The 21,252-nt window shown below is 68.5% G+C and carries 20 protein-coding genes; 10 read left to right on the top strand and 10 right to left on the bottom strand.

All coding sequences use genetic code 11. The features are described from left to right. Positions 1-176: 176 nt before the first annotated feature. The 5 genes from ABT130_RS41270 to ABT130_RS41290 form a co-directional block, all read right to left on the bottom strand. Positions 177-1,448: a hypothetical protein gene (locus ABT130_RS41270; protein WP_350965099.1), complete on the bottom strand. Its 1,272-nt coding sequence runs from the start codon at positions 1,446-1,448 to the stop codon at positions 177-179. 616 nt (positions 1,449-2,064) lie between these two features. Further along, positions 2,065-2,202: a hypothetical protein gene (locus ABT130_RS41275; protein ID WP_350965102.1), complete on the bottom strand. Its 138-nt coding sequence runs from the start codon at positions 2,200-2,202 to the stop codon at positions 2,065-2,067. Positions 2,203-2,301: 99 nt separating this feature from the next. Beyond that, on the bottom strand, positions 2,302-2,943 hold the full coding sequence (locus ABT130_RS41280) for a hypothetical protein (protein WP_350965105.1): 642 nt from the start codon (positions 2,941-2,943) through the stop codon (positions 2,302-2,304). A gap of 730 nt (positions 2,944-3,673) precedes the next feature. Next, entirely contained in the window at positions 3,674-3,865 is a 192-nt protein-coding gene (locus ABT130_RS41285) for a hypothetical protein (protein ID WP_350965107.1), read from the bottom strand. Further along, positions 3,862-5,700, bottom strand: coding sequence for an alpha/beta fold hydrolase (locus ABT130_RS41290; RefSeq protein WP_350965109.1), 1,839 nt, complete (start codon positions 5,698-5,700; stop codon positions 3,862-3,864). Before ABT130_RS41290 ends, ABT130_RS41285 begins: the two co-directional genes overlap by 4 nt. 50 nt (positions 5,701-5,750) lie before the next feature. Here ABT130_RS41290 and ABT130_RS41295 point away from each other — a divergent pair, with 50 nt between their 5' ends. After that, entirely contained in the window at positions 5,751-6,215 is a 465-nt protein-coding gene (locus ABT130_RS41295; RefSeq protein WP_350965112.1) for a WD40 repeat domain-containing protein, read from the top strand. 455 nt (positions 6,216-6,670) lie between these two features. Here the strand turns inward: ABT130_RS41295 and ABT130_RS41300 are convergent, their stop codons facing one another. Continuing rightward, positions 6,671-7,255 carry a hypothetical protein gene (locus tag ABT130_RS41300; protein WP_350965113.1) on the bottom strand — a complete coding sequence of 195 codons (585 nt, stop codon included), beginning with the start codon at positions 7,253-7,255 and terminating at the stop codon, positions 6,671-6,673. A gap of 800 nt (positions 7,256-8,055) precedes the next feature. On the opposite strand from ABT130_RS41300, the gene ABT130_RS41305 reads away from it, so the two are divergent. The 3 genes from ABT130_RS41305 (at position 8,056) to ABT130_RS41315 (ending at position 13,381) form a co-directional block, all read left to right on the top strand. Further along, the gene (locus ABT130_RS41305; protein WP_350965116.1) at positions 8,056-10,011 is read left to right on the top strand and encodes an aconitate hydratase; all 1,956 of its coding nucleotides are present in this window, start codon (positions 8,056-8,058) and stop codon (positions 10,009-10,011) included. A gap of 218 nt (positions 10,012-10,229) precedes the next feature. Continuing rightward, complete coding sequence (locus tag ABT130_RS41310; RefSeq protein WP_350965118.1) at positions 10,230-11,294, top strand: tyrosine-type recombinase/integrase; 1,065 nt, start codon at positions 10,230-10,232, stop codon at positions 11,292-11,294. 1,007 nt (positions 11,295-12,301) lie between these two features. Continuing rightward, a complete protein-coding gene (locus ABT130_RS41315) occupies positions 12,302-13,381 on the top strand; it encodes a coiled-coil domain-containing protein (protein ID WP_350965121.1) in 1,080 nt (359 codons plus the stop codon). Here the strand turns inward: ABT130_RS41315 and ABT130_RS41320 are convergent. After that, on the bottom strand, positions 13,307-13,720 hold the full coding sequence (locus ABT130_RS41320; protein WP_350965124.1) for a VOC family protein: 414 nt from the start codon (positions 13,718-13,720) through the stop codon (positions 13,307-13,309). The genes ABT130_RS41315 and ABT130_RS41320 overlap by 75 nt on opposite strands. Here ABT130_RS41320 and ABT130_RS41325 point away from each other — a divergent pair. The 3 genes from ABT130_RS41325 to ABT130_RS41335 all read left to right on the top strand — a co-directional run bounded on the left by ABT130_RS41325 (position 13,665) and on the right by ABT130_RS41335 (position 15,767). Then, on the top strand, positions 13,665-13,910 hold the full coding sequence (locus tag ABT130_RS41325; protein ID WP_350965142.1) for a hypothetical protein: 246 nt from the start codon (positions 13,665-13,667) through the stop codon (positions 13,908-13,910). The two genes, ABT130_RS41320 and ABT130_RS41325, sit on opposite strands and share 56 nt — an antisense overlap. A 232-nt stretch (positions 13,911-14,142) precedes the next feature. After that, entirely contained in the window at positions 14,143-14,595 is a 453-nt protein-coding gene (locus tag ABT130_RS41330; protein ID WP_350929410.1) for a GbsR/MarR family transcriptional regulator, read from the top strand. Further along, a complete protein-coding gene (locus tag ABT130_RS41335; RefSeq protein ID WP_350965127.1) occupies positions 14,595-15,767 on the top strand; it encodes an FAD-dependent monooxygenase in 1,173 nt (390 codons plus the stop codon). The genes ABT130_RS41330 and ABT130_RS41335 overlap by 1 nt, the downstream gene beginning before the upstream one ends. A 330-nt stretch (positions 15,768-16,097) precedes the next feature. Here the strand turns inward: ABT130_RS41335 and ABT130_RS41340 are convergent, their stop codons facing one another. The 3 genes from ABT130_RS41340 to ABT130_RS41350 all read right to left on the bottom strand — a co-directional run bounded on the left by ABT130_RS41340 (position 16,098) and on the right by ABT130_RS41350 (position 18,478). Then, the gene (locus tag ABT130_RS41340; RefSeq protein WP_350965130.1) at positions 16,098-16,499 is read right to left on the bottom strand and encodes a hypothetical protein; all 402 of its coding nucleotides are present in this window, start codon (positions 16,497-16,499) and stop codon (positions 16,098-16,100) included. 40 nt (positions 16,500-16,539) lie between these two features. Next, the gene (locus tag ABT130_RS41345; protein ID WP_350965133.1) at positions 16,540-17,541 is read right to left on the bottom strand and encodes a GNAT family N-acetyltransferase; all 1,002 of its coding nucleotides are present in this window, start codon (positions 17,539-17,541) and stop codon (positions 16,540-16,542) included. Positions 17,542-17,731: 190 nt separating this feature from the next. Then, entirely contained in the window at positions 17,732-18,478 is a 747-nt protein-coding gene (locus ABT130_RS41350) for a TetR/AcrR family transcriptional regulator (protein WP_350929402.1), read from the bottom strand. Positions 18,479-18,589: 111 nt separating this feature from the next. Between ABT130_RS41350 and ABT130_RS41355 the strand changes: the two genes are divergently transcribed. The 3 genes from ABT130_RS41355 to ABT130_RS41365 all read left to right on the top strand — a co-directional run. Then, entirely contained in the window at positions 18,590-20,140 is a 1,551-nt protein-coding gene (locus tag ABT130_RS41355; RefSeq protein ID WP_350965135.1) for an MFS transporter, read from the top strand. 144 nt (positions 20,141-20,284) lie between these two features. Continuing rightward, positions 20,285-20,779, top strand: coding sequence for an NUDIX hydrolase (locus ABT130_RS41360; protein WP_350965137.1), 495 nt, complete (start codon positions 20,285-20,287; stop codon positions 20,777-20,779). A 305-nt stretch (positions 20,780-21,084) separates the two neighbouring features. Continuing rightward, a partial coding sequence (locus ABT130_RS41365) for a transposase (RefSeq protein ID WP_451935020.1) occupies positions 21,085-21,252 on the top strand: 168 nt, incomplete at its 3' end.

The following is a 21,252-nucleotide window of genomic DNA, read 5'->3' on the forward strand; positions in this document are numbered from 1 at the left end:
TCGGGGTCTGGCTGTCGTGCTCCCACGAAGGGATGTCTCCTTCCCCACCCTCGATACAGAGTTATGTACCTTTTTGTTGCCTCTGTCTAGTTTGGTAGGGAGGGTTCCTCCCGAACATGGCCTGGCGGATGCGACTGGCCACTCAGGCAGCGGTCATCGTGCTGGGAGCGGTGCAGTCATTGTGCGCTCCGGATACCGGTCAACTGGAGCCGATAGAGGGTTTTTGGGGCGAGAAAGAGTATTTCGATGCACAAGGCGCTGAGGACAGCCAACGAGGCGCAGGCCACCCCCGGCAAACCACTCATCGGGAACACCAGGCTGAAGGCCGTGAGCGCTAGGAGGTGAATGCCAGCCGCCCAAGGCAACAGCCGGCTGGCATCCTCAGCGATGGCCAGAGCCCGCAGGTATCCGCGTACCGCCCACAGTGCGGGTGCACAGGCGAGCCCCCATAGCCAATCGATGCCGAGGCTTGCTGGGCCGGGCGGGACATGGGTGAAGTCCACCAGGTACAAGCGGCCCAGCGGGGTGACGGCGATGACCGCGAAGAGGGCAGCGGCTGCAGCGGACAGGAACAGGCAAAAACGCCGCAGAATGCGCCTGTCGCCGCCCTTCTTCAGAAACGAAGCACCGACTGAGTCCAGATCTGTGAGCGGCACCGTGCCGAGCGCCATCAAGCTGAACATCGCCGGCCACACGATGAGCGACGGCAACTCGTCGCTGGCCCCCACTATCCCGATGGTGGTGATCAGACGAGGGCTCATGTTCAGCAGGATGCTGCTGGCAAGCTGAGCATGCATGACCAAAACGCGGCGGCCCCATCGGGCCTGCCCATCTACAGGAGTGCGCGTCCGCATCACGGCCAGCAGCGCGGTTTCGCCCCATGCTCCGCATGTCAGAGTAAGCCCCCCGGCTGTGGCCCCCGCCAGTGACGTGTGCCATAGCACCAGCCCGGCGACAATAGTGCAGCAGATCCGCACCACCGTGGCCAGCGCGATCGGCCGCGTTCTGCCCTCCTGGATCAGGCAACCATGCAGATACCGGCGCAGCGCGACCGCCAGCGGAACCGTCCCCAACGACAACAGGCATCCACGGACTGAGTCCCTCACATCGTCCGATCCCAAGGCCGTCAGGGGCAGCAGCATGGGCATGACCATGATGAGAGCGCATCCAACGACACCCGTCACCACGGCGTGCCGAAAGAGCGGACGACGGGCTCGCGGATCTCCCTTGGCGACAACGAGCGTGGTCAGGGCCAAGGCTGGGGAGTTGAGCACGAACAGGATGGACAGGGCGATGCCGAGTGCGGCCAAGCCCTCGGCACCCTGCTGCATGCGTGCCACAAGCGCGGCGACAAGCGGGATCTCCCAGGCGAGCATGGATGAGCCGAGGGCCGTCGGCGCCCACGTACGGAACAGGGACGTGATCGCGCGACCCGATACGGTGGTCACCGCTGCTTCCGGGACGGCTCACATATACAGCCGTCCCGGAAATCGAAGTTGATGGCTTCGAGTGTCCCGATTCCGGCCACATTGAGGAGCCGCAGTAGCGTCGTTCCGCCTGCCCCGGTGCCCAAAACCACCACGCTCGCCTTTCACACCGGGAGGCCGACCGACGTCGCACCCGGCTACACACCGGCCGCCCAAGGGTGGTTCTCCCCGTCGGAGGAGAACATCCACGCTACCCCGCAGCTGTCGTCATGTCCTGGAGTGGCGCCGCGCAGCTGAGGGCCGAACATAACCGCGGTTTCCTACGCGCTCGCCGACAGATCCCCCGGCGTCCGGCATCGGCAAGGTGCCATCACCAGCGTGCGAGTGCTCTGGTCCAGGTGGGCCACTGTCTTGGACCCCAGGCAGTAGCGGCACCCCAGGAAGGCGGCGACCGCGGAGTCCGACCAAATGCGGTGCTCCCACGCCGGCGGCGGCCCGGCGGGCGGCGGGGAAGGTTCGGCGGGCTCGTACTCGGCACCAACCCAGCCCCGGCCGTGGCAGAACGGACAGGCGATCCGCAGGCGACCCAGGCGCCGGCCTCCCTCCCCTTCGCATTCGGGGCAGGTGATCGGGTCGGTCATCGCCGTCCCGTCCCGGCGCACGAGGTGCACGCCACCCAGACGCTCTGCTTGGTGCTGCTGCCGTTGCGGTCGATCCACTCCCCGCCGGCACCCATGCAGGTGCCGCAGATCGGCGCGTTCTCCTCCTCGGCCATACCTCGACGCTACGCTGCGCCGGCAGTTTCGTCAGGCCCTCGCCTCAACGAAGCACGGGACGGGGCGCTCGCCGGGCACCAGGTCGAGCTCGTCACCCCCTACTCCGAATGTGCCGGGCCCTGGTGGACGGCCAGCAGCTCGTTCATCTTGTCGAGGATTTCCTGCTTGGGCTGACGAGCGAGGTCAGCGGGCTGGTCCATCTCGAAGGAGTGCTTGCCCGGGTGGCCGCAGGGAAGCTGGCACAGCCAGGAGTCACCATCGTCGTCGGGGTCGACGGTTTCAGCTGGGCAGGGCGGCACGTCCGCGACCACCGCTTTGCGTCCCCTGCTCCAGCGGACCCAGACGTATTCGCTGTCTTCGGTGCCGCCCATCGCTTGGGCCAGGGAGAAGTGCGGCGCCGGATGCCCGGCCTCCAGTTCGCAGGCGTAGATATCGGCGCGAGCGTGCGCGCCCTGGGCCAGCGGCTCCCATTCGGCGTCGGTGAGCACCGTGTAGTGCGTACAGGTGGCGCCGTCGACCTCGCGCTCCAACCCGATGATCACCGATGCCATCCCGGTGAGGGCGACCAGAGCCTGGTTAAAAGCCTCCTCAACCTGCTCAACGTCGTCCTCACTCAGCTCCAGCTCGCTGAGCTGGGAGGTCAACGTGCCCATATGGGCCGTGAAACGTGCGCAGGCACCGAGGGCCGCGGCCAGCGGGTCGACACCTGCCGGAAGCTCGAAGAGCATGTCCTGGGTCACAGCGCTCACGCTAGAAAAACGCGGCTGCGACCACCGGGGATCCAACCAAGTTGGCCGGTCATGGCCACATCATCGGCGCCCCGGATGGCGCTGCCCCCAGCCCGACCGACACCCCGGGCGGCCTGATCGACCTGATGGCGATCTGGGACAGGAGAGCTCGTCGACCTCCCGCAGGCGCACCGGCACCCGGTTCGCCGTCGCCTGCTGCTGCACATCACTGCGGCGCCTGCAGATCACTCTCGCGGTATGGGAGCACGGCGCGGGCTATGCGAGCGTTGAGCTTTACACGGTGGATCGAGAAGCTCCTTCGTAAGCTGCTGCCATGCCACGGACCCTCTCAGACCCGCATCCTGGAGTGAGTCACGAGGAAGAACACCTCGTCACGCTCATGTGGGAGCCCAACTGCGCGGATGGAGAAGCAGGCTTATGCGAAGATCCGGATTGCGATCCCGATGTTGACGGCGAGTGGATGGCCGCCTGCGGCCTCTGCGAATTCCTCGTCATGGCACCTGGTGATCAGTACGCAGGGCTGTGGGCCCTCGCCGCGCGACACGAGCAAGATCCAGAAGTTGGCCGTGGCATGGACCGATTCCCCTGACAGGCAGCTTTGTTTGCCCTTCTCGCCGTCTTCGTCACTGGTTTCGCTCGGGAGAAGTGATCGCGAATGCTCGCCACTTCCGACCGCACCGAGGTGCGCCGGCGTTCGCGAGAAGTGACCGCAGTCACAGGCTCAGGTCGTTGGCATCGACGAGGGCAGGGTGTTGGCCGAGGTCAGCGGCACCCGCTCGTGTGACGACCAGGTGCGGTCAGAACTGGCGAACATCGACCACACCAGGTCGGAGGTGCGGTCGTCGGTCGCGAACAACTGCGGCCGGAACTGGTGAACAAAACCACCCGCCAGCCTCCGGCGGCCGCGGGTCACAAGAGATAGACGTACCACCACGTGAGGAACCCCAGGTAGACGACTCCCGCCACCAGGTGGGCTCCCGGCGGTTTCCGGAAATCTCCCACGGCGGGCCCTTCGTCTCCCGCGCGCGGCCGGCGGGCCGCCGCGACGGCGGTGGCGGCGAGGCCGAGCCAGGCGAGCAGGCCGTACCAGGGCAGGGCCGAGGGGACGCCCACTCCCAGCACGGTCTCGTTCTCCGCGATCACCCCGTACAGCGCGTCGGCCGTCAGCCCGGTGAGGAGCAGCCCCGACAGCCCCGCAACCACCGTGTACGGGCGGCGGCGCGGGCGCCGCAGGCCCACCGCGAGCTGGACCAGCGCGGTGAGCACGAACAGCCCGAACGGCAGCAGGGGCCACCATGTCCGCTGTGCCCGGTAGAGGGCGGAGGTGAGGTGAAGCTCCCCCGGCCGGACGACCCGGTAGGCGGCCTGCCCGGGATCACAGGGCGGCGCGGCCGCCGGGTCGACGAGGAAGGCGGCGATGGTCCGCCGGCCGCATCTGCTCGACAGGAAGACCGCGTGCCCGACCCCGGCGAACTCGGCGAACCGCGCGCCGGGCAGCGCCTCGGCGGCGGGTCTGGCCGTACGGGTGGGCGTCGTCGGGTCGTACTGGCCGCCGAGTACCAGGACGGGCGCCGTGGTGGTGGCCGCCGGGGCAGGTGCGCGGGGCAGCTTCCAGGCATCGCAGACCGCCTGGTCGTGGACCGCGGTGAACAGCCTGGGCCGTGCCGGGGGGAAGGAGTTGTAGGGCACCTCGTCCTGGCACTGGACCGCGTGGTAGAGGCCGAACGCGTAGGTGGTCAGCGCCGGGCCCGCCGCGTCGACCAGGGGTTGCAGCAGGTCACGGCGGCCTTCCGCCAGTCCGTCGACCAGGGCGGGAACGATCGGCAGCACCTCGACCGCGTGCATGGCCTCACCGATGATCGTCGCCACGTCGTCGCCGGTGAGCCTGACGGTGATCGGCCCGCCCGTCAGCGGGTCGCGGGTGGTGACGGCCGCCGGGTTCGCGTTCAGGTCGGCGATCATCGCCGTGAACCGCGTGGCGAGGTCCGGCCAGCCCTGGCCGGCCAGCTTCCCGAGCGCCTCCGTCAGGTTGTGGGTCGTGTCGTCGTACCAGTTCACGCTGGCCGGCAGGAAGGAGTCGAGCACCACCGAGCGGGTGCCCCCGGGGTCGGCGGCGGCCGCCGCCAGCATCGACCTGGTCGAGTAGCTCACCCCGAACAGGTTCCACCGCGGGTATCCCAGCGCCCGCCGCAGGTCCACCACGTCGGCGGCGATCTCCGCCGTTCTATATCCCCGCAGGTCCACACCGAGCCGGGCGCGGCACGCCGCCGCGCCCGCGGCGATCACGCCTGTCTCCGCCGTGGCTTGGCCGGGGCTCGCGAGCGTGTCCAGCATCGCGCGGACCGTTTCCGGGCAGTCGAGCCGGGGGCGCGACCACAGGCCGCCGCGCTGCTCCAGCGCGATCACGTCGCGGTCCGGGAACATCTCGGCGAGATAGCCGACAAGCTGGATCGACGCCGAGCCCGGTCCCCCGCTGGTGTAGACGACCGGGTCCGGCCTGCGGTCCGCGGCGGCCGACCGGTGCACGGCGAAGCCCACCTTCGCCCTCGGCCCGTCCGGCAGGTCACGCCGCTCGGGAACCACCAGATACCCGCACCGGGTGCCCTCGGGAACCGTCACGGGGCACGGGTGATCCTCCAGATGCGGAGGCTCCGGAGCGCTCCGCGCGACGGCGGGGGCCGGCCCGGCGAGCGCCAGCGCTCCGGCGGCGATGAGCGCGGCCACGGCGGCGACGATGTTTCTCACCATTCCTGAGATCGCCTGCGGGATGCGCTCATCTCAGATTGGATCACCTACGAATGATGACATATACGGTGTCGCTCGGCTGGAATGAGCTTGTTCTCCAGAACCGCATCGATCCCGGACGGCTGAAAACGCGGCATCCGCCCGCCGATTCACCCAGGAGGCGGGCAGAAGGTGATGCAGGCACCTTCAAGTCAATCTCAAGCGTGATCTTCTACACCTACGGGTGTGAATACGACCCCTCCGCAGCAGCGCCGAGCACCGAGCACCGAGCACCGAGCACCACCCTCACCGGCCACACCGACGTTGTCTCCTCGGTGGCCTTCAGCCCGGATGGCAAACTCCTCGCCACCGGCAGCCTCGACGACACGGTGCGGTTGTGGGACGTGGCCGGCCGCAACACCGTTGCCACCCTCACCGGCCACACCGACGAGGTCTGGTCGGTGGCCTTCAGCCCGGACGGCACAACCCTCGCCATCGGCAGCGTCGACCACAGCGTAAAGTTGTGGCCGACCCGCTGACTCAGTAGATCATCACCGCTCCAGCCCTACCGCCAAAATCCGGTCCGATCCTCCCCGGAGGCCGGTTGGGGACCGGCTGATCCGCCGGAGGGGTCACGGAACTAGACTTCTGTGATCGGAGACCTCGCGCGCCCGCGCGTAGGGGTCCCAGTAGTAACGGCGCAGGAAACAACGGATATGCAGGTCAGCGGCCCACCTTCCAGGCTGTGCCCGAAGGTTCTTAAGGAAGCTCTGACCTGTATATCCATTGGATTTTTCGCCAGTACTACCGGGACCCCACGTAGTCGGCCAGGCGCTCGGTCATCCCGGAGATCTTGTCGGTCGCGGACGACAGGATCCGCTCGCGACGGCCTCGGCGAGGTTCCGCAGTTCCTGGGTGAGCTGTTCTATGGGCAGGAGCTGCTCGGCCTCGGGCGCCGGCCGGGTTCTGGTCCTGGATGTCTCGGCCATCGGGCTCACCTCCCTGCCCGGCGGACCGGCCGGTCGCGTGAGGACGTCGATTCACGCCGCACGCCGCCGTGGCGCGTCGCCTCTCTCTCCGACACCTCCTCGTACCCCTCCTCCTCCTCCTCTTCCTCTTCTTCTGGTTCCCGTTCCCGGCGGGCGGGGCGGGTCCTGCCGGCCGGCCGGCGCCTGGCCCTGGGCTCCTCCTCTTCCTCGAACTCCTCTCCCGCCTCGTAGCCCTCCTCGTATCCCTCTTCCTCCTCCGGTTCCTCGCGGGCGGGGCGGGTCCTGCCGCTGGGTGGGCGGCGCCTGGCCACAGGCTCTTCCTCTTCCTCGGGGACGACGCGGCCCAACCCGCCGGGCGTCCGCAACGACTCCGCCCGGTCGTGAAGCCGCGAGGTCAGTGAGTCGATCTGCCTGCTGGCCGCGGTCCTGACGGCGGTCTTGCCGACCTCGAGCACCTCGTAGCGGACGGTGTCGGCGAGTTTCTCCAGTTCGGGAGAGGATCCGAGCGTTTTCAGGCCCTGCTGGAGCAGCTTGCTCCCGGCCGAGCCCAGCCCGCCGGTCGCGCCGGCGGCCGCGAGTGCGAGTGCCATCCGTAGCCTGTGACTCCGGCCAAGGAGGTAACCCGCGCCGACGGCCAAGGCCATCTGTACTCCGCACTTCACGATCACCACTCCCCAATCGATCGCTATGTCTCGGGATCCGTCCTCCCCGGAGGCTTTGACCGGCCGGGCGGGAGGAAGGTGGGACACCGGCGGGGCAGCGCCTTTCACCTCGAATGCGTCAGGAGCACCTCGCCTTCGACGCTGGCCGCCCTTCCCGAGATCGCGACAAAGAAACACATATTAGGAAAAAACAGTCACGCTTGACCGTGGCCGAGGAGGCCGAGGGGGCCACGTCGGCGACGGGCCCGAGCGCCTGAGATGGCTTCCCTGGATGGGGCGGCGTGTGGTTGTGGCTATGGCGGCCCAGTTGGCCCCATTTGCGGGCCTTGGGTTCTAAAGGTGGTCGCAACACCTGGGGCCGAGGGGAATCGACGACGGTTCAGTCTGTGGCCTAAGAAATAAGCTCTGGGTTCCCGAGCGCCTCTTCCGGTCATCCCGCCCCAGGGCCAAGGACCATTCCTCATCGGTAAGGTCACCACGCGCCATGACGAGGTGATCTACCGGTGTCAGCGGGCTCGGCGCAGGTAAATCCGCAACATCATGATCTCAACTCCGCACAGCCCCTAGACGGACCAGATAGCGCGTCCCATGCGGTCAGGCCCCCTGCCCGTCCGTTTCCGGCGTCGTCGTACAGTGGCTGTGAGGGCAACGGCGGCGTGCTGTGCGGGCACGTCGGGATCGACGATCCACTCGATCGTACCGGCGGTTTGCGCTCACAGAGGTTAGCCATGACCGGACTCAACGTCACCCAGAAATTGATCGGCGCCCACCTCGTGGACGGCGTGATGACACCCGGGGAAGAGATCGGGCTGCGCATCGACCAGACCCTGACGCAGGACGCGACGGGGACGATGGTGATGCTGGAGCTGGAGGCGCTCGGCCTGGACCGGGTTCGCACCCGGACATCGGTGCAGTACGTCGACCACAACCTGTTGCAGACCGATGAACGGAACATGGCCGATCACCTGTTCCTGCGTTCGGCCTGCCACCGCTTCGGGGTGTGGTACTCCAGGCCCGGTAACGGCGTGTCGCATCCGACGCACATGCAGCGCTTCGGAGTTCCGGGCGCGTCGATGGTCGGCTCTGATTCCCACACCTGTGCCGCCGGATCGCTGGGCATGCTCGCCGTCGGCGTGGGCGGTCTGGAAGTCGCCATGGCGATGGCGGGGCAACCGCTGTACCTGACGATGCCAGAGATCTGGGGAGTGCGCCTGACCGGCACGCTCCCGCCGTGGGTGTCGGCCAAGGATGTGATCCTGGAGATGCTGCGCCGTCACGGCGTCGAAGGCGGGGTGGGCCGGATCATCGAGTATCACGGACCGGGGCTGGCCGCGCTATCGGCGATGGACCGGCACGTCATCGCGAACATGGGCGCGGAGCTCGGCGCGACAACGTCCGTGTTCCCCGCCGACGAGCAGGTGCGCGCGTTCCTCGCCGCCGAGGGGCGAGCCGGCGACTTCGCCGAGATCCTTCCCGATCTCGACGCCCGCTACAACGTTCGCGAGGAGATCGACCTGTCGGTCCTCGAACCACTGATCGCCGCGCCCACCTCGCCGGGTAACGTCGTCCCGGTACGCCAGGTCGCCGGTGAGGACGTTCACCAGGTCGTGATCGGCTCCTCGGCCAATCCGGGGTTGCGGGATTTCGCGATCGTCGCCGCCATCCTGGCGGGTCGCCAGGCGCATCCTCAGGTGTCGGTGGACGTCAATCCGACCTCGCGGGAGATCCTCGCCGACCTCACCCGCATGGGGGCCACCCTCGACCTGATCAGGGCCGGCGCGCGGCTGCACCAGGCCGGATGCATGGGCTGCATCGGCATGGGGCAGGCGCCCGCGGTCGGCCGCAACAGCCTGCGCACCGTACCGCGTAACTTCCCGGGCCGGTCGGGAACGAAGGAGGACTCGGTGTGGCTGTGCTCTCCGGAGACGGCGGCGGCCGCCGCGCTGACCGGGCGCATCACGGACCCCAGGACGCTGCCCGACCTGCTGGGGATCGAGTATCCCGCCCTGACGTTGCCCGCGCGGGCCGGTGCGCCCGAGGGCATGTTCGAGCCGCCTCTCGCCCCTGCCGAGGCGCGGCGGGTCGAGTTGGTCAAGGCGTCCAGCATCGGGAGACTGCCCGACTTCGATCCGTTGCCGGACCGGCTGCGCGGCCCTGTCCTGATCAAACTGGGCGATGACATCTCCACCGACGAGATCCTGCCCGCCGGGGCCCGTGTCCTGCCCTTCCGCAGCGACATCGCACGGCTCGCCGAGTTCACCTTCGGCCAGATCGACGAGAGCTATCCCGCCCGAGCACATCGAGCCGGACCGCATGTCATCGTCGCGGGCGCCAACTATGGTCAAGGGTCGTCTCGCGAACACGCCGTGATAGCACCCCGTTACCTCGGCCTGCGCGCGGTGATCGCGAAATCCTACGCCCGCATCCACTGGCAGAACCTCGCCAACTTCGGCGTATTGGCCCTGGAGTTCACCGATCCGGCGGACTACGACCGCATCGGCCAGGGCGACGAGCTGTCCCTGCGGGACCTGCGGGCCGCGTTGGAGAGGGGCGGAGACATCGTCGTACGCGACACGACCACGGGCGCCGACGTCGTCGTCCGCCACCGGCTCTCCCCCCGCCAGATCGCGATGGTGCTCGCCGGTGGGCAGATTCCCTTGATCAAGGAGCAGACCGCGACGTGAGGACGCGCAGCGTCTCCGCAGGCGAGGAGGAACGGACGGCGAGCGCCGGTGATGTCGGCTCATTGACCATCACACTGTGTGGGTCGGAGCGGCCCTCCTCTCGCGCTGATCTTGTCGAGGATCCGCAGCGCGGTACCCCAGGGCTGCCTGTCGACCGCATAACCACACTTATCGCGGGTCAGAACGGCCCCCCGAGCGAGCCCTCTGGAGGCTGCCGAGTGACGTATGACGGGCACCTTGAGGAGCCGATCGCCGGGCGAATCGTCCGAGTAGAGGAGTGGGACGTGGAGGGGGCGATCGCGCCCGCCGGTGCGGGACGGCACACCGCGGCGGACTACGCGCTCAGCGACGAGGCCCGGGCCCGCATCGCCGACGGCGTACCCCCCAACACCCGGCGTGCGTATGAACGCCAATGGGCCGCTTTCTCCACCTGGTGCATCGAGCGCGGCCGGGTCGAGTTGCCCGCCACCGGCCACACGCTGGCCGAGTACGTCGAGACGCTGTGCGCGGCCGACCGAGCTCCGGCCAGCATCGAGCAAGCCATCGCCTGCGTGCGCACCATGCACCGCCTGGCCGGCCATTCCAACCAGCCCGCCACCGACGCCGCCCGCCTGGCGCTGCGCGCCTACAAACGCGCCCGCGCCGAGGCCGGCACCCGCGGCCAGCGCGAAGCCCCACCGGTCGGCATCGACGCGCTGCGCGCCATGGTCAGCGCCTGCGACCTGAGCACCCGCATCGGCCTGCGCGACCGGCTCCTGCTGGTCTTAGGCCTAGCCCTGATGGGCCGCCGCTCCGAACTGGTCGCCCTGACCTGCGACGACGTACGCGAAGTTCACGACGGGCTGGAGGTCATCATCCGTACCTCCAAAACCGACAAAGACAGCCGGGGCGAGACCATCGCCATTCCCCGCGGCAGCCACCCCTTGACCGATCCGGTGGCCGTCTGGAGAGACTGGACCGCCGTGCTCAGCGAGGTCGGGGAGACCTCCGGGCGGTTGCTGCGCCGCATCGACCGGCATGGCAACCTCGGCCCCCGGCTGGGTGCCGACGCCGTCAACGTCATCGTCCGCGACCTCGCCGTCCGCGCTACCGTACCCGGCGCAGAGACGTTCACCGCGCACAGCCTGCGCGCCGGTGGCGCCACCGTCGCCTACGCCGCGGGCGTCCCCGTCTCCGTCATCGCCAAGCACGGCCGCTGGGCCCCCACCTCCCCGGTCGTCCTGCGCTACATCCGCGCCGTCGACCGCTGGCGCGACAACGCGATGCGAGGCGTCGGCCTGTAACCCGCACAAAACCGGACGACACCACCCTGGCCTTCACCGGCCTGACCAGCCAAAGCATGCTTGTGACCTGCGCCGGTCCGCGTGTTACCCGTTGCCGCCAGCTGGAGGGAGGACCTCACCACCGAACGCGGGAGGCTGGAGAGCCGAACCTTGCGCATCGCGAGGACTTCTCTGAGCGTCCCTGAGACGCTCACGCCCTTCCGCCACAGCGGCCGTCGGCACCGGAAAACGCCTCTCTCAACGCCATCTCCTGCCCCTGCTCAAGGGGTACGGGTATCGAGCCTGACCAGGTGAAGAGACGGGCATTCGAGCCGATGGGACACTCGTCGCTGACGGAGGCGTCACTGACATCCTGATGACGACTTCCACTGACAGCAGGTGACGAACCTCCAGGTCAGAGCATTTTTCTTCTCGTCATGCCTTCCTGAAAACGTCACTTGATGTCAGTCACGCCACCTCAGCAGCAAAGAACCTCTGTGCCCGGCGTAACGGCGCGTCCCGCCACCATCCCTAGGCCGTCGTCATCGCTAAGCCAAGCCTCCTGGGTCATAGTTCTGCTCTACGCCAGTGGTCACCAGCGCGACCACACATCCTGCGCAACGCCACGGCCTGTAAGCCCGCAGACGCCTCCGGCGGCGTGACATGGCCTCAGAGAAGATCCCCATAGGTGATCACCCGCAGCCGAAAAGTGCCCTGACCTGCGCACTGACACCTCATGCAGATTTCTACTGACATCTCGCTGCAGATTTGCAACAGCAGCAGCAGCCATGGACTCTCACAGATCCTAACTTGCGGGAATTTACATTCCCGGTAGTTACATTCGTGCGAGGTAGACGCAACGGATCTTATTTATTGATTTTGAATTTCTGGAAAATCAAAGATGCTACGCTGAGGTCATGCGAGAGTCGGGCACGGTGACGCCGTGTAAGCACTGCGGGACACCGATCGAACAAAAACCCGGGCGGGGGCGGCCAAGGGCGTACTGCGCGCAGGGGGACTGCCAGGCGGTGGCCAAGCGCGAACGCGAGATGCGGCGGGCGACGCCGGGACTTGAGGGGGCGCTGGCCAGAGCCGAGGAGTTCTACGAGCGCATGGAGAAGGGAATGATCGCGGCGATAGCGCCGCTGGCGCAGGTGCTGTCCGAAGAGCTGAGCCCCGCGGGGGTGGAGGCCAAGGTGAGCGCGGTACAGGCCGAGGCGCACACCCGGGTGGCGATCGCGCGCACCGAGCGGGAGCAGGCCTTCGAACAGGTACAGCTGGCACGCGAGGCCTCCGAGCACGCCCGGCGCGAGCGGGATGCGATGACGCTTCAGGTGGAGGAGGCCAACGCCGAACGTGACATCGCGCTGGCCGACGCGGAGACCGCCAGGGAGCAGGCGCTGGCCGCCCTGCACGAGGCGGCCGCCACCGAACGCCAGGCCAAGCACGCCGAGCAGGAGGCCAGACGCAGAGCCGAGCAGGCCGAGCGGGCTCGCGACGCCGCGGTACGGGAAATGGCCGAGCGGGTGGAGGCCGCCGAGGCCGAGGTGCGCGCGGCCCGGGCGCAGACCGTACAGGATCAGCGGCAGGCCGAGCAGGCGCGCGTGGAACGAGATCGGGCACACCAGGCGGCGGGGGAGGCCGAGGAGGCCAGAGCCCAGGCCGAACGGGCCGCTGTGGCCGAGGCCGCCCGAGCCCAGGCGATCGAGGCCGAGCGGGATCGGGCGATGGCGCGGGCCGACGCCGAGGCCCGGGCGCGTGGCGAGGCCGCAGCCGAGACCTCTGAGGCACGCGCCCAGGCCGCCCGGGCGCAAAAACAGGCGGCCGAGGCGGAGAGACGGACGGCACGACAGCTGGCCGAGACCGACAGGCGCGCGGCCAAGGAGATCGCCGAGGCACGTGAGCATGCCGCGGCGCAGGTGAACAAGGCGCAGGCCGAACGCGACGAGGCGCGAATGCAGCTCGCCATGGAACAGATGCGGCTGTCCGACCTGCGCGAGCAGGCGCAGGCGTTGCGCGCCGAGGCCGCCCAGCTACGAGAGCGCGCGGTTACCGCAGAGTTGCGGGCCGGCCTGGACCGGCCTGATCAGACCCCACCCGAACCGTGACCCCCGGGCGACGCACGCCGGCTTCCCGGTGAGGTGCTCCAGAGATTCCGGACACAGGTGGACCAGAGGAGCAGGACCGCCCTTTCCGCAGCCGCGTTCAGGGCGCCTGGCGGCACCTCGCGGTGTATGCCTGCCGCGACGCGAGTGCCAGGACCACCTGCCGCGGCTGGGTGAATCGCAGCATATTGCCGGGGGATCGAGGAAGGCACAGTCGCGGACACCGTCGGGCTGGTTGATCGGTTCTTGTATCACTTCAGCGCCCGCTGCCTCGATGTGCTCGAAGGTGGCGTCGCAGTTGTCGGTCGCGAAGACAAGACGGCCCAGCAGGCCCTTGGCCATTCAGGTCCTCGATCGCCTGCCGGTCGGCCGGCGAGGCACCCGGGTCCGCGCCGGGCGATTCGAGGAGGATCTGCACGTCCGGCTGCGACAGTGGGCCGACGCGCGCCCACCGCATCCCCTCGAATTCGACGTCATTGTGTACCTCAAAGCCGAGCACGTCACGGTAGATGAACCGCGCCGGGTTTCGTGACCGAGTGGCATGAGCGCTATCACGGTCCGGGGATCGTGGGTATCGGCACGTGGCTACCGGAACCAGGACACCGGCGGCCAGGCCGCAGCGCAGCAGCCATGTGGTGGACATAGGCGAAGCCCTCCTTGTTCTCCGCGACGCGTGTCGCGGGCCGACCAGACTTCCCGGCTCACCATCTTGTTGGATACATGGATTTTAGCTCATACTGAAACTCGCGAAAGAGGGGGTTCGTGTGGCCGACGACGAACAACTGCTGGAATGGGCCGAGCAGGTCGCCATGCACCTGGCACGCGACGGTGTGCCGCCGATCGCCGGGCGGGTCCTGGGCTGGCTGATGGTCTGCGATCCGCCGGAGCAGTCGGCCGGCCAGATCAGCGCCGCCATCGGCGCCAGCCGCGCGTCTTTGACCATGAACCTGCGGCTGCTGACCGGCATGGGCTTCCTCACATGGAGGACCCGGCCGGGCGATCGCACCATGTACTACCGGATGGCCGACGACGCCTGGCAGGCGGTGGTGCGGCAGCAGGTGGCGGGGATCGCCTCGTTCCTCGACATCACCCGCCAGGGCCTCGATCTGGTCGGCCCCGACGACGAACGGGCCGCACGCGTCCGTCAAGCGCACGCCACCTTCGCGTGGATGGCCAAGGTGTTCGAACAGGCCCCACCGCTGGACAAGGAGGAATAATGACCGGCCATGCGATCGTGATCGGGGGCGGCATCGGCGGTCTGGCCGCCGCCGTCGCCCTGCGCCACATCGGCTGGCAGGTGGATGTGCTGGAGCGCGTGCCCGCCTTCGGCGAGGTGGGCGCCGGCTTGTCGCAATCGCCCAACGCGATGCGCGCCCTGGCCGAACTCGGCCTGGCCGAACAGGCCGAGGCGGCGAGCATGCCGACCTGGGCCACTCACGCCATGCGCCTGCCCTCAGGCCGCCACCTGATGCACGCCCCCACCGGCCAGAACCCGCCGCTGCGCGCCTTCCGTCGCGCCGCCCTGCATCGGCTGCTCCGCCAGGCGCTGCCCGAGGACGTGGTGCACGCCGGCGTCGAGGTCACCGGCCTGGCCCAGGACTCTGAGAAGGTGACCGTCACCCACACCGCCGGCCGGCAGGACGCCGACCTGGCCGTCGGCGCCGACGGCATCCACAGCCTCACCCGCCGCCTGCTGTGGCCGCACGCCCCCGGCCCGCGCTTCCTCGGCTACACCGCCTGGCTCGGTCTGGCCGACACCTCCGTCCCGGTGAACGGCAGCATGACCCTGGGCCGTGGCTGCTACTTCCTCATCCACCCCGTCGCGCCGGGCCAGGTCTACTGGGCGCTGGGCACCACCGCCGACCAGCCCGGCGTCCGCTTCGACGACGAACTGGAGCAAGTGCGGCGGCGCGTCGCCGGCTGGCACGACCCGATCCCCGCCCTCCTGGAGGCCACGCCGACCGAACAGGTCCGCCACCTCGACATCCACGACCTACCCGATCTGCCTGCCTACACCAGCGGCCGGATCGCCCTGCTCGGCGACGCCGCCCACGCCATGAGCCCTGATCGCGGACAAGGCGCCGGACAATCGATCGAAGACGCCGTCGTCCTGGCCGCCGCCCTCGCCGACAACGCTTCCGTACCCGCGGCGCTGGACGCCTACGATGCCCAGCGCCGCCCCCGCACCCAGGCCACCGCCCGCAACGCCCGCCAGGCCGGTCTTCAAGTGATCAACGCCGGGCCGATCACCCATGCTCTGACCGCTCTCGCCCTCCGGCTCACTCCCTCAACGCTGTGGGCGCGCCTCGCGCCCCGCGCGCTCGGCCCCCTGTGGGACTGGACACCCCCGACCCTGCCGGCAATGCCTGGCGCACTCCCACCTGGCTAACCCGCCGCGCCTCCCCAAAGGCCGAGTCACCCCGACCCCGGAAACCGTCATCGACCGGCGTGGACGTTCTGGAGCAGAGGGTGTTGAAAACATCTGGAACGTCAGCGAAGGAGGGGACAGCGGCTGGGCGGTCCTGCTCCCGCCGTGGTGGGACTCGTCGTGTGTCGTGTGCGACCTGGCCATCGTCTGGATCGCCTGGCGCTTCCGCCTGCCCATCTCACTCCGCCGGACATAGACACCTGATACCCACCCGCTTGAGGGCGGAAATGCGTGCGGCGGTGGAGGCATACAGGTTGTCGCGCGCCCGCGATCAGGCGGGCACGCGACGGTTCAGCCTTTGATGAAGCGGCGGGTCAGATACCGGCGGACAGGCGGGAGGGTGGCTTGGGGCTGGTCGCGCGGACCCGAGTGGAGGGCCTCCTGCCCGGTCACCCGCTTGAATGCGTTGATTAACTCCTTGGTCACCCTGCTGTCGGCCCGCGCCTTGATCCGATGCACAGTGGCGATCAGCAGCTCCACCAGCGTGTCGGTGATCTCCTGCTCCCGCTCGTGGACCAGCGCCGCCAGCAGCAGGACGGTCAGCTCGCGCGGGTGCGTGCGCATGTGAGAAGGCCCCTCCACTGCCGCCCGGGCCCGCCAGGACGCCGGAACCTTGGGCGCCACGTCGGCGAACAACCCGGGCGGCAGCTCGATCGTCCGGGCCGCCGTCAGCTTGCGGATCTCGGTCATCATCGACTCCAGGCTCACGTTGCCCGGCGCGGAATCGAGCGGATCAACGGGATGGCGGTGGACGCCTCCGGGCCCGATCGTTGCCGATGGGCGGGGTCGGCATCTCCACGAGCAGGCGTTCACGAACAAGGTGGTAGCCGACCGCCCGATTCACGGCGAGCATCGACGCGTTCTCGTGGTTCACCGTAACCGTGACCGACTCGACCTTGGGAAACAACTCATGCAGGCGCAGTGTCTGCCGGGCCTTCATCCAGCGGGCCAGCCCGCCGCCCCTGTGCCCAGGCAGCACCGCGGTGTCGTGCTGATCAGCCACCGTCGCTCCCGAACCCGGGACCGTGGTTACCGTGGCCCCGATGACCTCGCCCGAGGATGAGTGAACCACCGCGCAGACGAGCAGATGCTGCCCGTCCATCCCCGCCTCCCACGCACGGACCACTGCGGTGTCCCAGGCCCGAGACGCCATCTGCAGCGCGGCACCCGGCGCGTCGAGCACATGGCCCATCACCCGCCCGAACGAGGACACCCATTCCGTGGGCACCGCACTCCGCCAGGACACCACCCGATAATCCGGCTGAGGGGCCATCGCCAGCTCATGGCAGCGCTTCAGCACGTCCTGATCGAGTCGCTGCTCATGCAGTTCCAGCCGCAACACCACTCGCCACCCGCGAACGAACGGCTCACCAGGCGGTCCCGCCAACACCGTCGCCTGAACCCGCTCCACACCCGCATCCGCCACAACGCGAGCGAGCAACTCCGACCCGACGCCCCTGCATCGCGCCGATGGCGCCACGAACAGGCGAAGAAACCCGATCGCAGGATCATGCTGCTGCGGCCGCACCTCCGCCACCCCGCAGATCCGCCCAGCCTGACGAGCCGCCCACCGCCGCGCACCGCCCCCAACCTCGGCGCGCAACCGCTCGGCCAACGCACCGGATTCAACCGCCCCGCCGGACAGCTCCGCCTGCCCCTCACTGAACACCCGGCACCAAGTATCCAGATCACCCTCACCGGACTCCCGAGCCTCGAACGCCTCAATTGCCAGCAAGTCCGCAACCTCTCTTGAGGAGTCGTCGATCGGCCGATTTCGGCCCGTCGATCACCAACTGGTCCCCGAACTCCCGGCGGCCACCGGGGCAGCCGCATTCGCGCACCGAAGCCGGACCCTTCAGCGACCTCTCCCGGATGATCCGCTTGGACTCGGCCATCTCAGCGAGGGCTCGAACGCGGCGCCATGGCTAGCGCATGTGCTGTGCGGTGGCCAGCAGGTCGCGCACGGTGACGATGAGTCCGTGCATGGTGCGCTCGAACGCCTCGTCCACGGTCATCAGGGGAGCGGCGGCGACCGCTTCGCGCAGGTGTGGTACGGCGAGGCCGGGGTGTGCCTGCAGCCAGAGCCGCGGGACGGGAGTGTGCTGCATGACCGGCTCGCCCTGGTCCTGGCGGTAGTCCACGAGCAGGACGAACGCGAAGACGCGTAGCGCGAGATCGCGGTGCACGATCTGAGCCTCGGCGATGTCCAGCCCGATGGTGCGCAGCATGCCGAGGAAGGCGTCGGTGTGGACAAGGCGGTCTTGGCCGATCGCGAGGTCGTCGATCTGCTCGTCCAGCGACACCAGCAGGGCGCGCGGATAGCGCCGGTAGACCGCGCGCAGCGCGGCGCCGTACTCGCAGATGCTGCGTTCCCAGTCCTCGGGGTCCGGCCGCGGGGCCGGCCATTGCTCGGTGAACAGCTGAACCGCGCGAGCCACGATCTCGCTGCGGTCATCGACGTAGTTGTAGAGGGCTCGCACCGTCACGCCGAGATGCTCGGCCAGTAGCCGCATGGTCACCGTCCGGAAGCCGTGAACACCGGCGAGGTCGAGCATCGCCTGGGCGATGAGGTCTTTGGTCAGGGTCGGCCGGCCTTTGCGCGTGAGCGGCCGCCGGCGCCGGTGTGGGCTGTCGGTGCCGGTGGCGTCGGCCTTGTCGGGATCGTGGGGCACCGTCCGAGCATAACCGCCGTTAAACTTCACACATTGTTGACTTTAATGCCCTACTTACGCCACCCTCACTTAGGTGAGCCTTACCAACACGCATCTCCCCGGATTTCTCCGATGACCCCGCCGACCGCCGGCCATCCGACGGTCGCTCGGGGTCGCGCGATTCTCAGCCTGGTCATCGCCGGCACCGCGCTGGTCGTGATCGACATGACGATCGTGACCAGCGCCCTGCCCGCGATCCAAGCCGACCTCGGCGGAACGCTCGCCGGCATCCAGTGGGTGATCATCGGATACATGATCACCATGGGCGCGGTGACCCAGGCCGCGGGAAGCCTCTCCGACCGCATCGGCCGACGCCGCATCTACCTGCTCGGCATCGCCCTGTTCACCGCCGCGTCGCTCGTCTGCGGCGCGGCGCCGACCACCACGCTGCTCGACCTTGCCCGCGCCGTACAGGGCATCGGCGGCGCCATCTTGATGGTCAACGCGCTTCCCCTGCTCTCTCAGCACCTGGAGGGGGAACGGCGCAACATGGCCATCTCCACCTGGGGCAGCGCGGCGACCGCGGCCGGCCTGATCGCCCCGCTGCTGGGCGGTGCCCTCGTCGACACGCTGAGCTGGCGTGCGATCTTCCTGATCAACATACCGATCGGTGTCGCGGCCTTCGTGATCTGCCTGCGAACACTTCCCGCCGACATCTCCAGCCGGGTCGCTCACGGCCGGATCGACTGGGCGGGCACCGCGCTGCTGATCGTCTCACTCGCCCTGGCCAACCTGGCGCTGCTTCGTGGCGAGGACCAAGGCTGGGGATCGGCGGCGACACTGACGCAGCTCACGGTCGCGGCCATCCTGCTCGCCGCCTTCCTCCTTCTCCAATCCCGGGTCGGTGCGCCCACCTTGGACCTCGCCCTGTTCCGCAGGCCCGCCTTCACCGGCGCCGCCCTGGCGGTCTTCATCTCCCGCGTCCTGACCATCGGCGGCACGGTCTACTTCGTGCAGTACTTTCAGGGGTCGTTGCACCTGAACCCCACGCAGAGCGGCCTGCTACTGACGCCCGTCTTCCTCGCCCAGATGGCAGCGGGCATGCTCGGAGGCAAACTCCTGAGCCGATTTCCCTCCGACCACGTCATCGCCGGCGGCTACGCCTGCAAAGCGGTCGGCGCCACCTTACTGGCACTGGCCTTCACTCCGACCATCTCACCGTGGCTCCTGACCGTTCCTTTGCTCATCTGGGGCATCGGCGGCGGCATCGCCGGCGCACCCGTGATGGCCGTCGCCATGAACGTCACCGACAAAGAACGAGCCGGCATGGTCGCCGGCACGATCACCAGCCTGGCCTCCATCGGAGCCGGCATCGGCACCGCCGTCCTCGGCGCCATCTACACCACCCGCATCGCGGGCATAGTCGCCGCCGGACCGTCCCTGCCCGCCGCAGCACGCGAGGCCGTCCTCGCCGCCGCCGCCAATGGCGATATCCAACGCGTCCTCGACCTCACCCCCGCCACCGCCCGCGCCACCATCGAAGACCTCCTCGGCAACGCCATCGCCTCCGGCGCATCGGCCGTGCTCTACAGCTCCGCAGGCCTGGCCGTCATCACCATCGCGCTGGTGCTGACCCTCATCGGCAAACGCGACCTCCCTCAACCCGTAGCAGGCGGGCAGTAGGGGGTTGACGAGCATCCGAATGAGAAGTCGCGTTAGCGCGGCTTGGCGTGACATTCCGCTCGATTCGCCCGACCGTGGCGCGGGGGCTAGATGATCGATTCCAAGGGGTCGTGTAGTTCACTGGCAGACGGATAGCCTGCCCGGATGTCTTCGTTGAACCTGCGTCACTCAGTCAGGGCGGTCGTTCTCGACGAGCACGACCGCATCCTGCTGTGTCGCTTCGCCATTCCTGAGCCGGCCGGCACGGTCGTTTGGGCCGCTCCCGGCGGAGGGGTCGAGCGCGACGAAACCCCGCTTGCCGCGCTGCGCCGCGAGCTGCATGAAGAGGTAGGGCTGGCGTTCGACTCCGACCCGCCGCATGTATGGCACCAGCGGGTCGTCGCACCCGGTCACGCGGCAGGCTACGACGGCGTGGTCAACGACTACTTCCTGATCCGCACCGCATCGTTCCAGCCCCGAGGTGCGATGTCCGACGACGAACTCGCCACCGAGAACATCGACGGCTTCCGCTGGTGGCGGCTGCGAGACATCGCCGACTACCGCGGTGCCGAGCTGTTCTCGCCCCGCGACCTCGCCTCACCGTTGGCCGCGCTGATCGCCGGCGGGGTTCCGGGCAGACCGGTGTCGCTTGGCCTGTGAACCTCGCAGCCCGGCCGTCGATGGCGAGAAATGCGATGTGGGGCAGCAGGACGATCACCTTGTCGCAAGGACCGGCGGCGGGCACGGCGTTCGTCCAGAACCCCACAAGATCACATGGCAAGCCGGGCGACTCCTAGCCGTTGGTGGGGAAGCCGAGGTTGACACCGCCGTGGCTCGGGTCGAGCCAGCGGGAGGTGGTGAACCGTCAATGACAGGTCGCTGTGATCATCTGATTCTGTTCCAACAGGGCTCGTGACTCGCGATCCACCGACACGATGTCCATCCTTCGGGGCTGATCGGCCCGCCTGCTGGGCAAGGAGTACTCCGCTCACGTCCGCAAGTACCTGTGGGGCGGCCGTTTCCGGTCGCCGTCCTACCTCGCCGCCTCCTGTGGCGGCGCACCCTTGAGCATCATCAAGGAGTACATCGAAAACCAGAAACGCCCGGACCAACGACCAGACGTTCACAACCCC

The organism is Streptosporangium sp. NPDC001681 (assembly GCF_040298085.1).
Lineage (GTDB): Bacteria > Actinomycetota > Actinomycetes > Streptosporangiales > Streptosporangiaceae > Streptosporangium.

Bases quoted from the DNA above. Each gene is read 5' to 3' on its own strand.
- ABT130_RS41295 (WP_350965112.1), top strand. From the start codon at position 5,751: ATGATGACATATACGGTGTCGCTCGGCTGGAATGAGCTTGTTCTCCAG.
- ABT130_RS41305 (WP_350965116.1), top strand. From the start codon at position 8,056: ATGACCGGACTCAACGTCACCCAGAAATTGATCGGCGCCCACCTCGTG.
- ABT130_RS41335 (WP_350965127.1), top strand. From the start codon at position 14,595: ATGACCGGCCATGCGATCGTGATCGGGGGCGGCATCGGCGGTCTGGCC.
- ABT130_RS41355 (WP_350965135.1), top strand. From the start codon at position 18,590: ATGACCCCGCCGACCGCCGGCCATCCGACGGTCGCTCGGGGTCGCGCG.
- ABT130_RS41300 (WP_350965113.1), bottom strand. From the start codon at position 7,255: ATGGCACTCGCACTCGCGGCCGCCGGCGCGACCGGCGGGCTGGGCTCG.
- ABT130_RS41340 (WP_350965130.1), bottom strand. From the start codon at position 16,499: ATGATGACCGAGATCCGCAAGCTGACGGCGGCCCGGACGATCGAGCTG.
- ABT130_RS41290 (WP_350965109.1), bottom strand. From the start codon at position 5,700: ATGGTGAGAAACATCGTCGCCGCCGTGGCCGCGCTCATCGCCGCCGGA.
- ABT130_RS41275 (WP_350965102.1), bottom strand. From the start codon at position 2,202: ATGGCCGAGGAGGAGAACGCGCCGATCTGCGGCACCTGCATGGGTGCC.
- ABT130_RS41320 (WP_350965124.1), bottom strand. From the start codon at position 13,720: ATGGCCAAGGGCCTGCTGGGCCGTCTTGTCTTCGCGACCGACAACTGC.
- ABT130_RS41360 (WP_350965137.1), top strand. From the start codon at position 20,285: ATGTCTTCGTTGAACCTGCGTCACTCAGTCAGGGCGGTCGTTCTCGAC.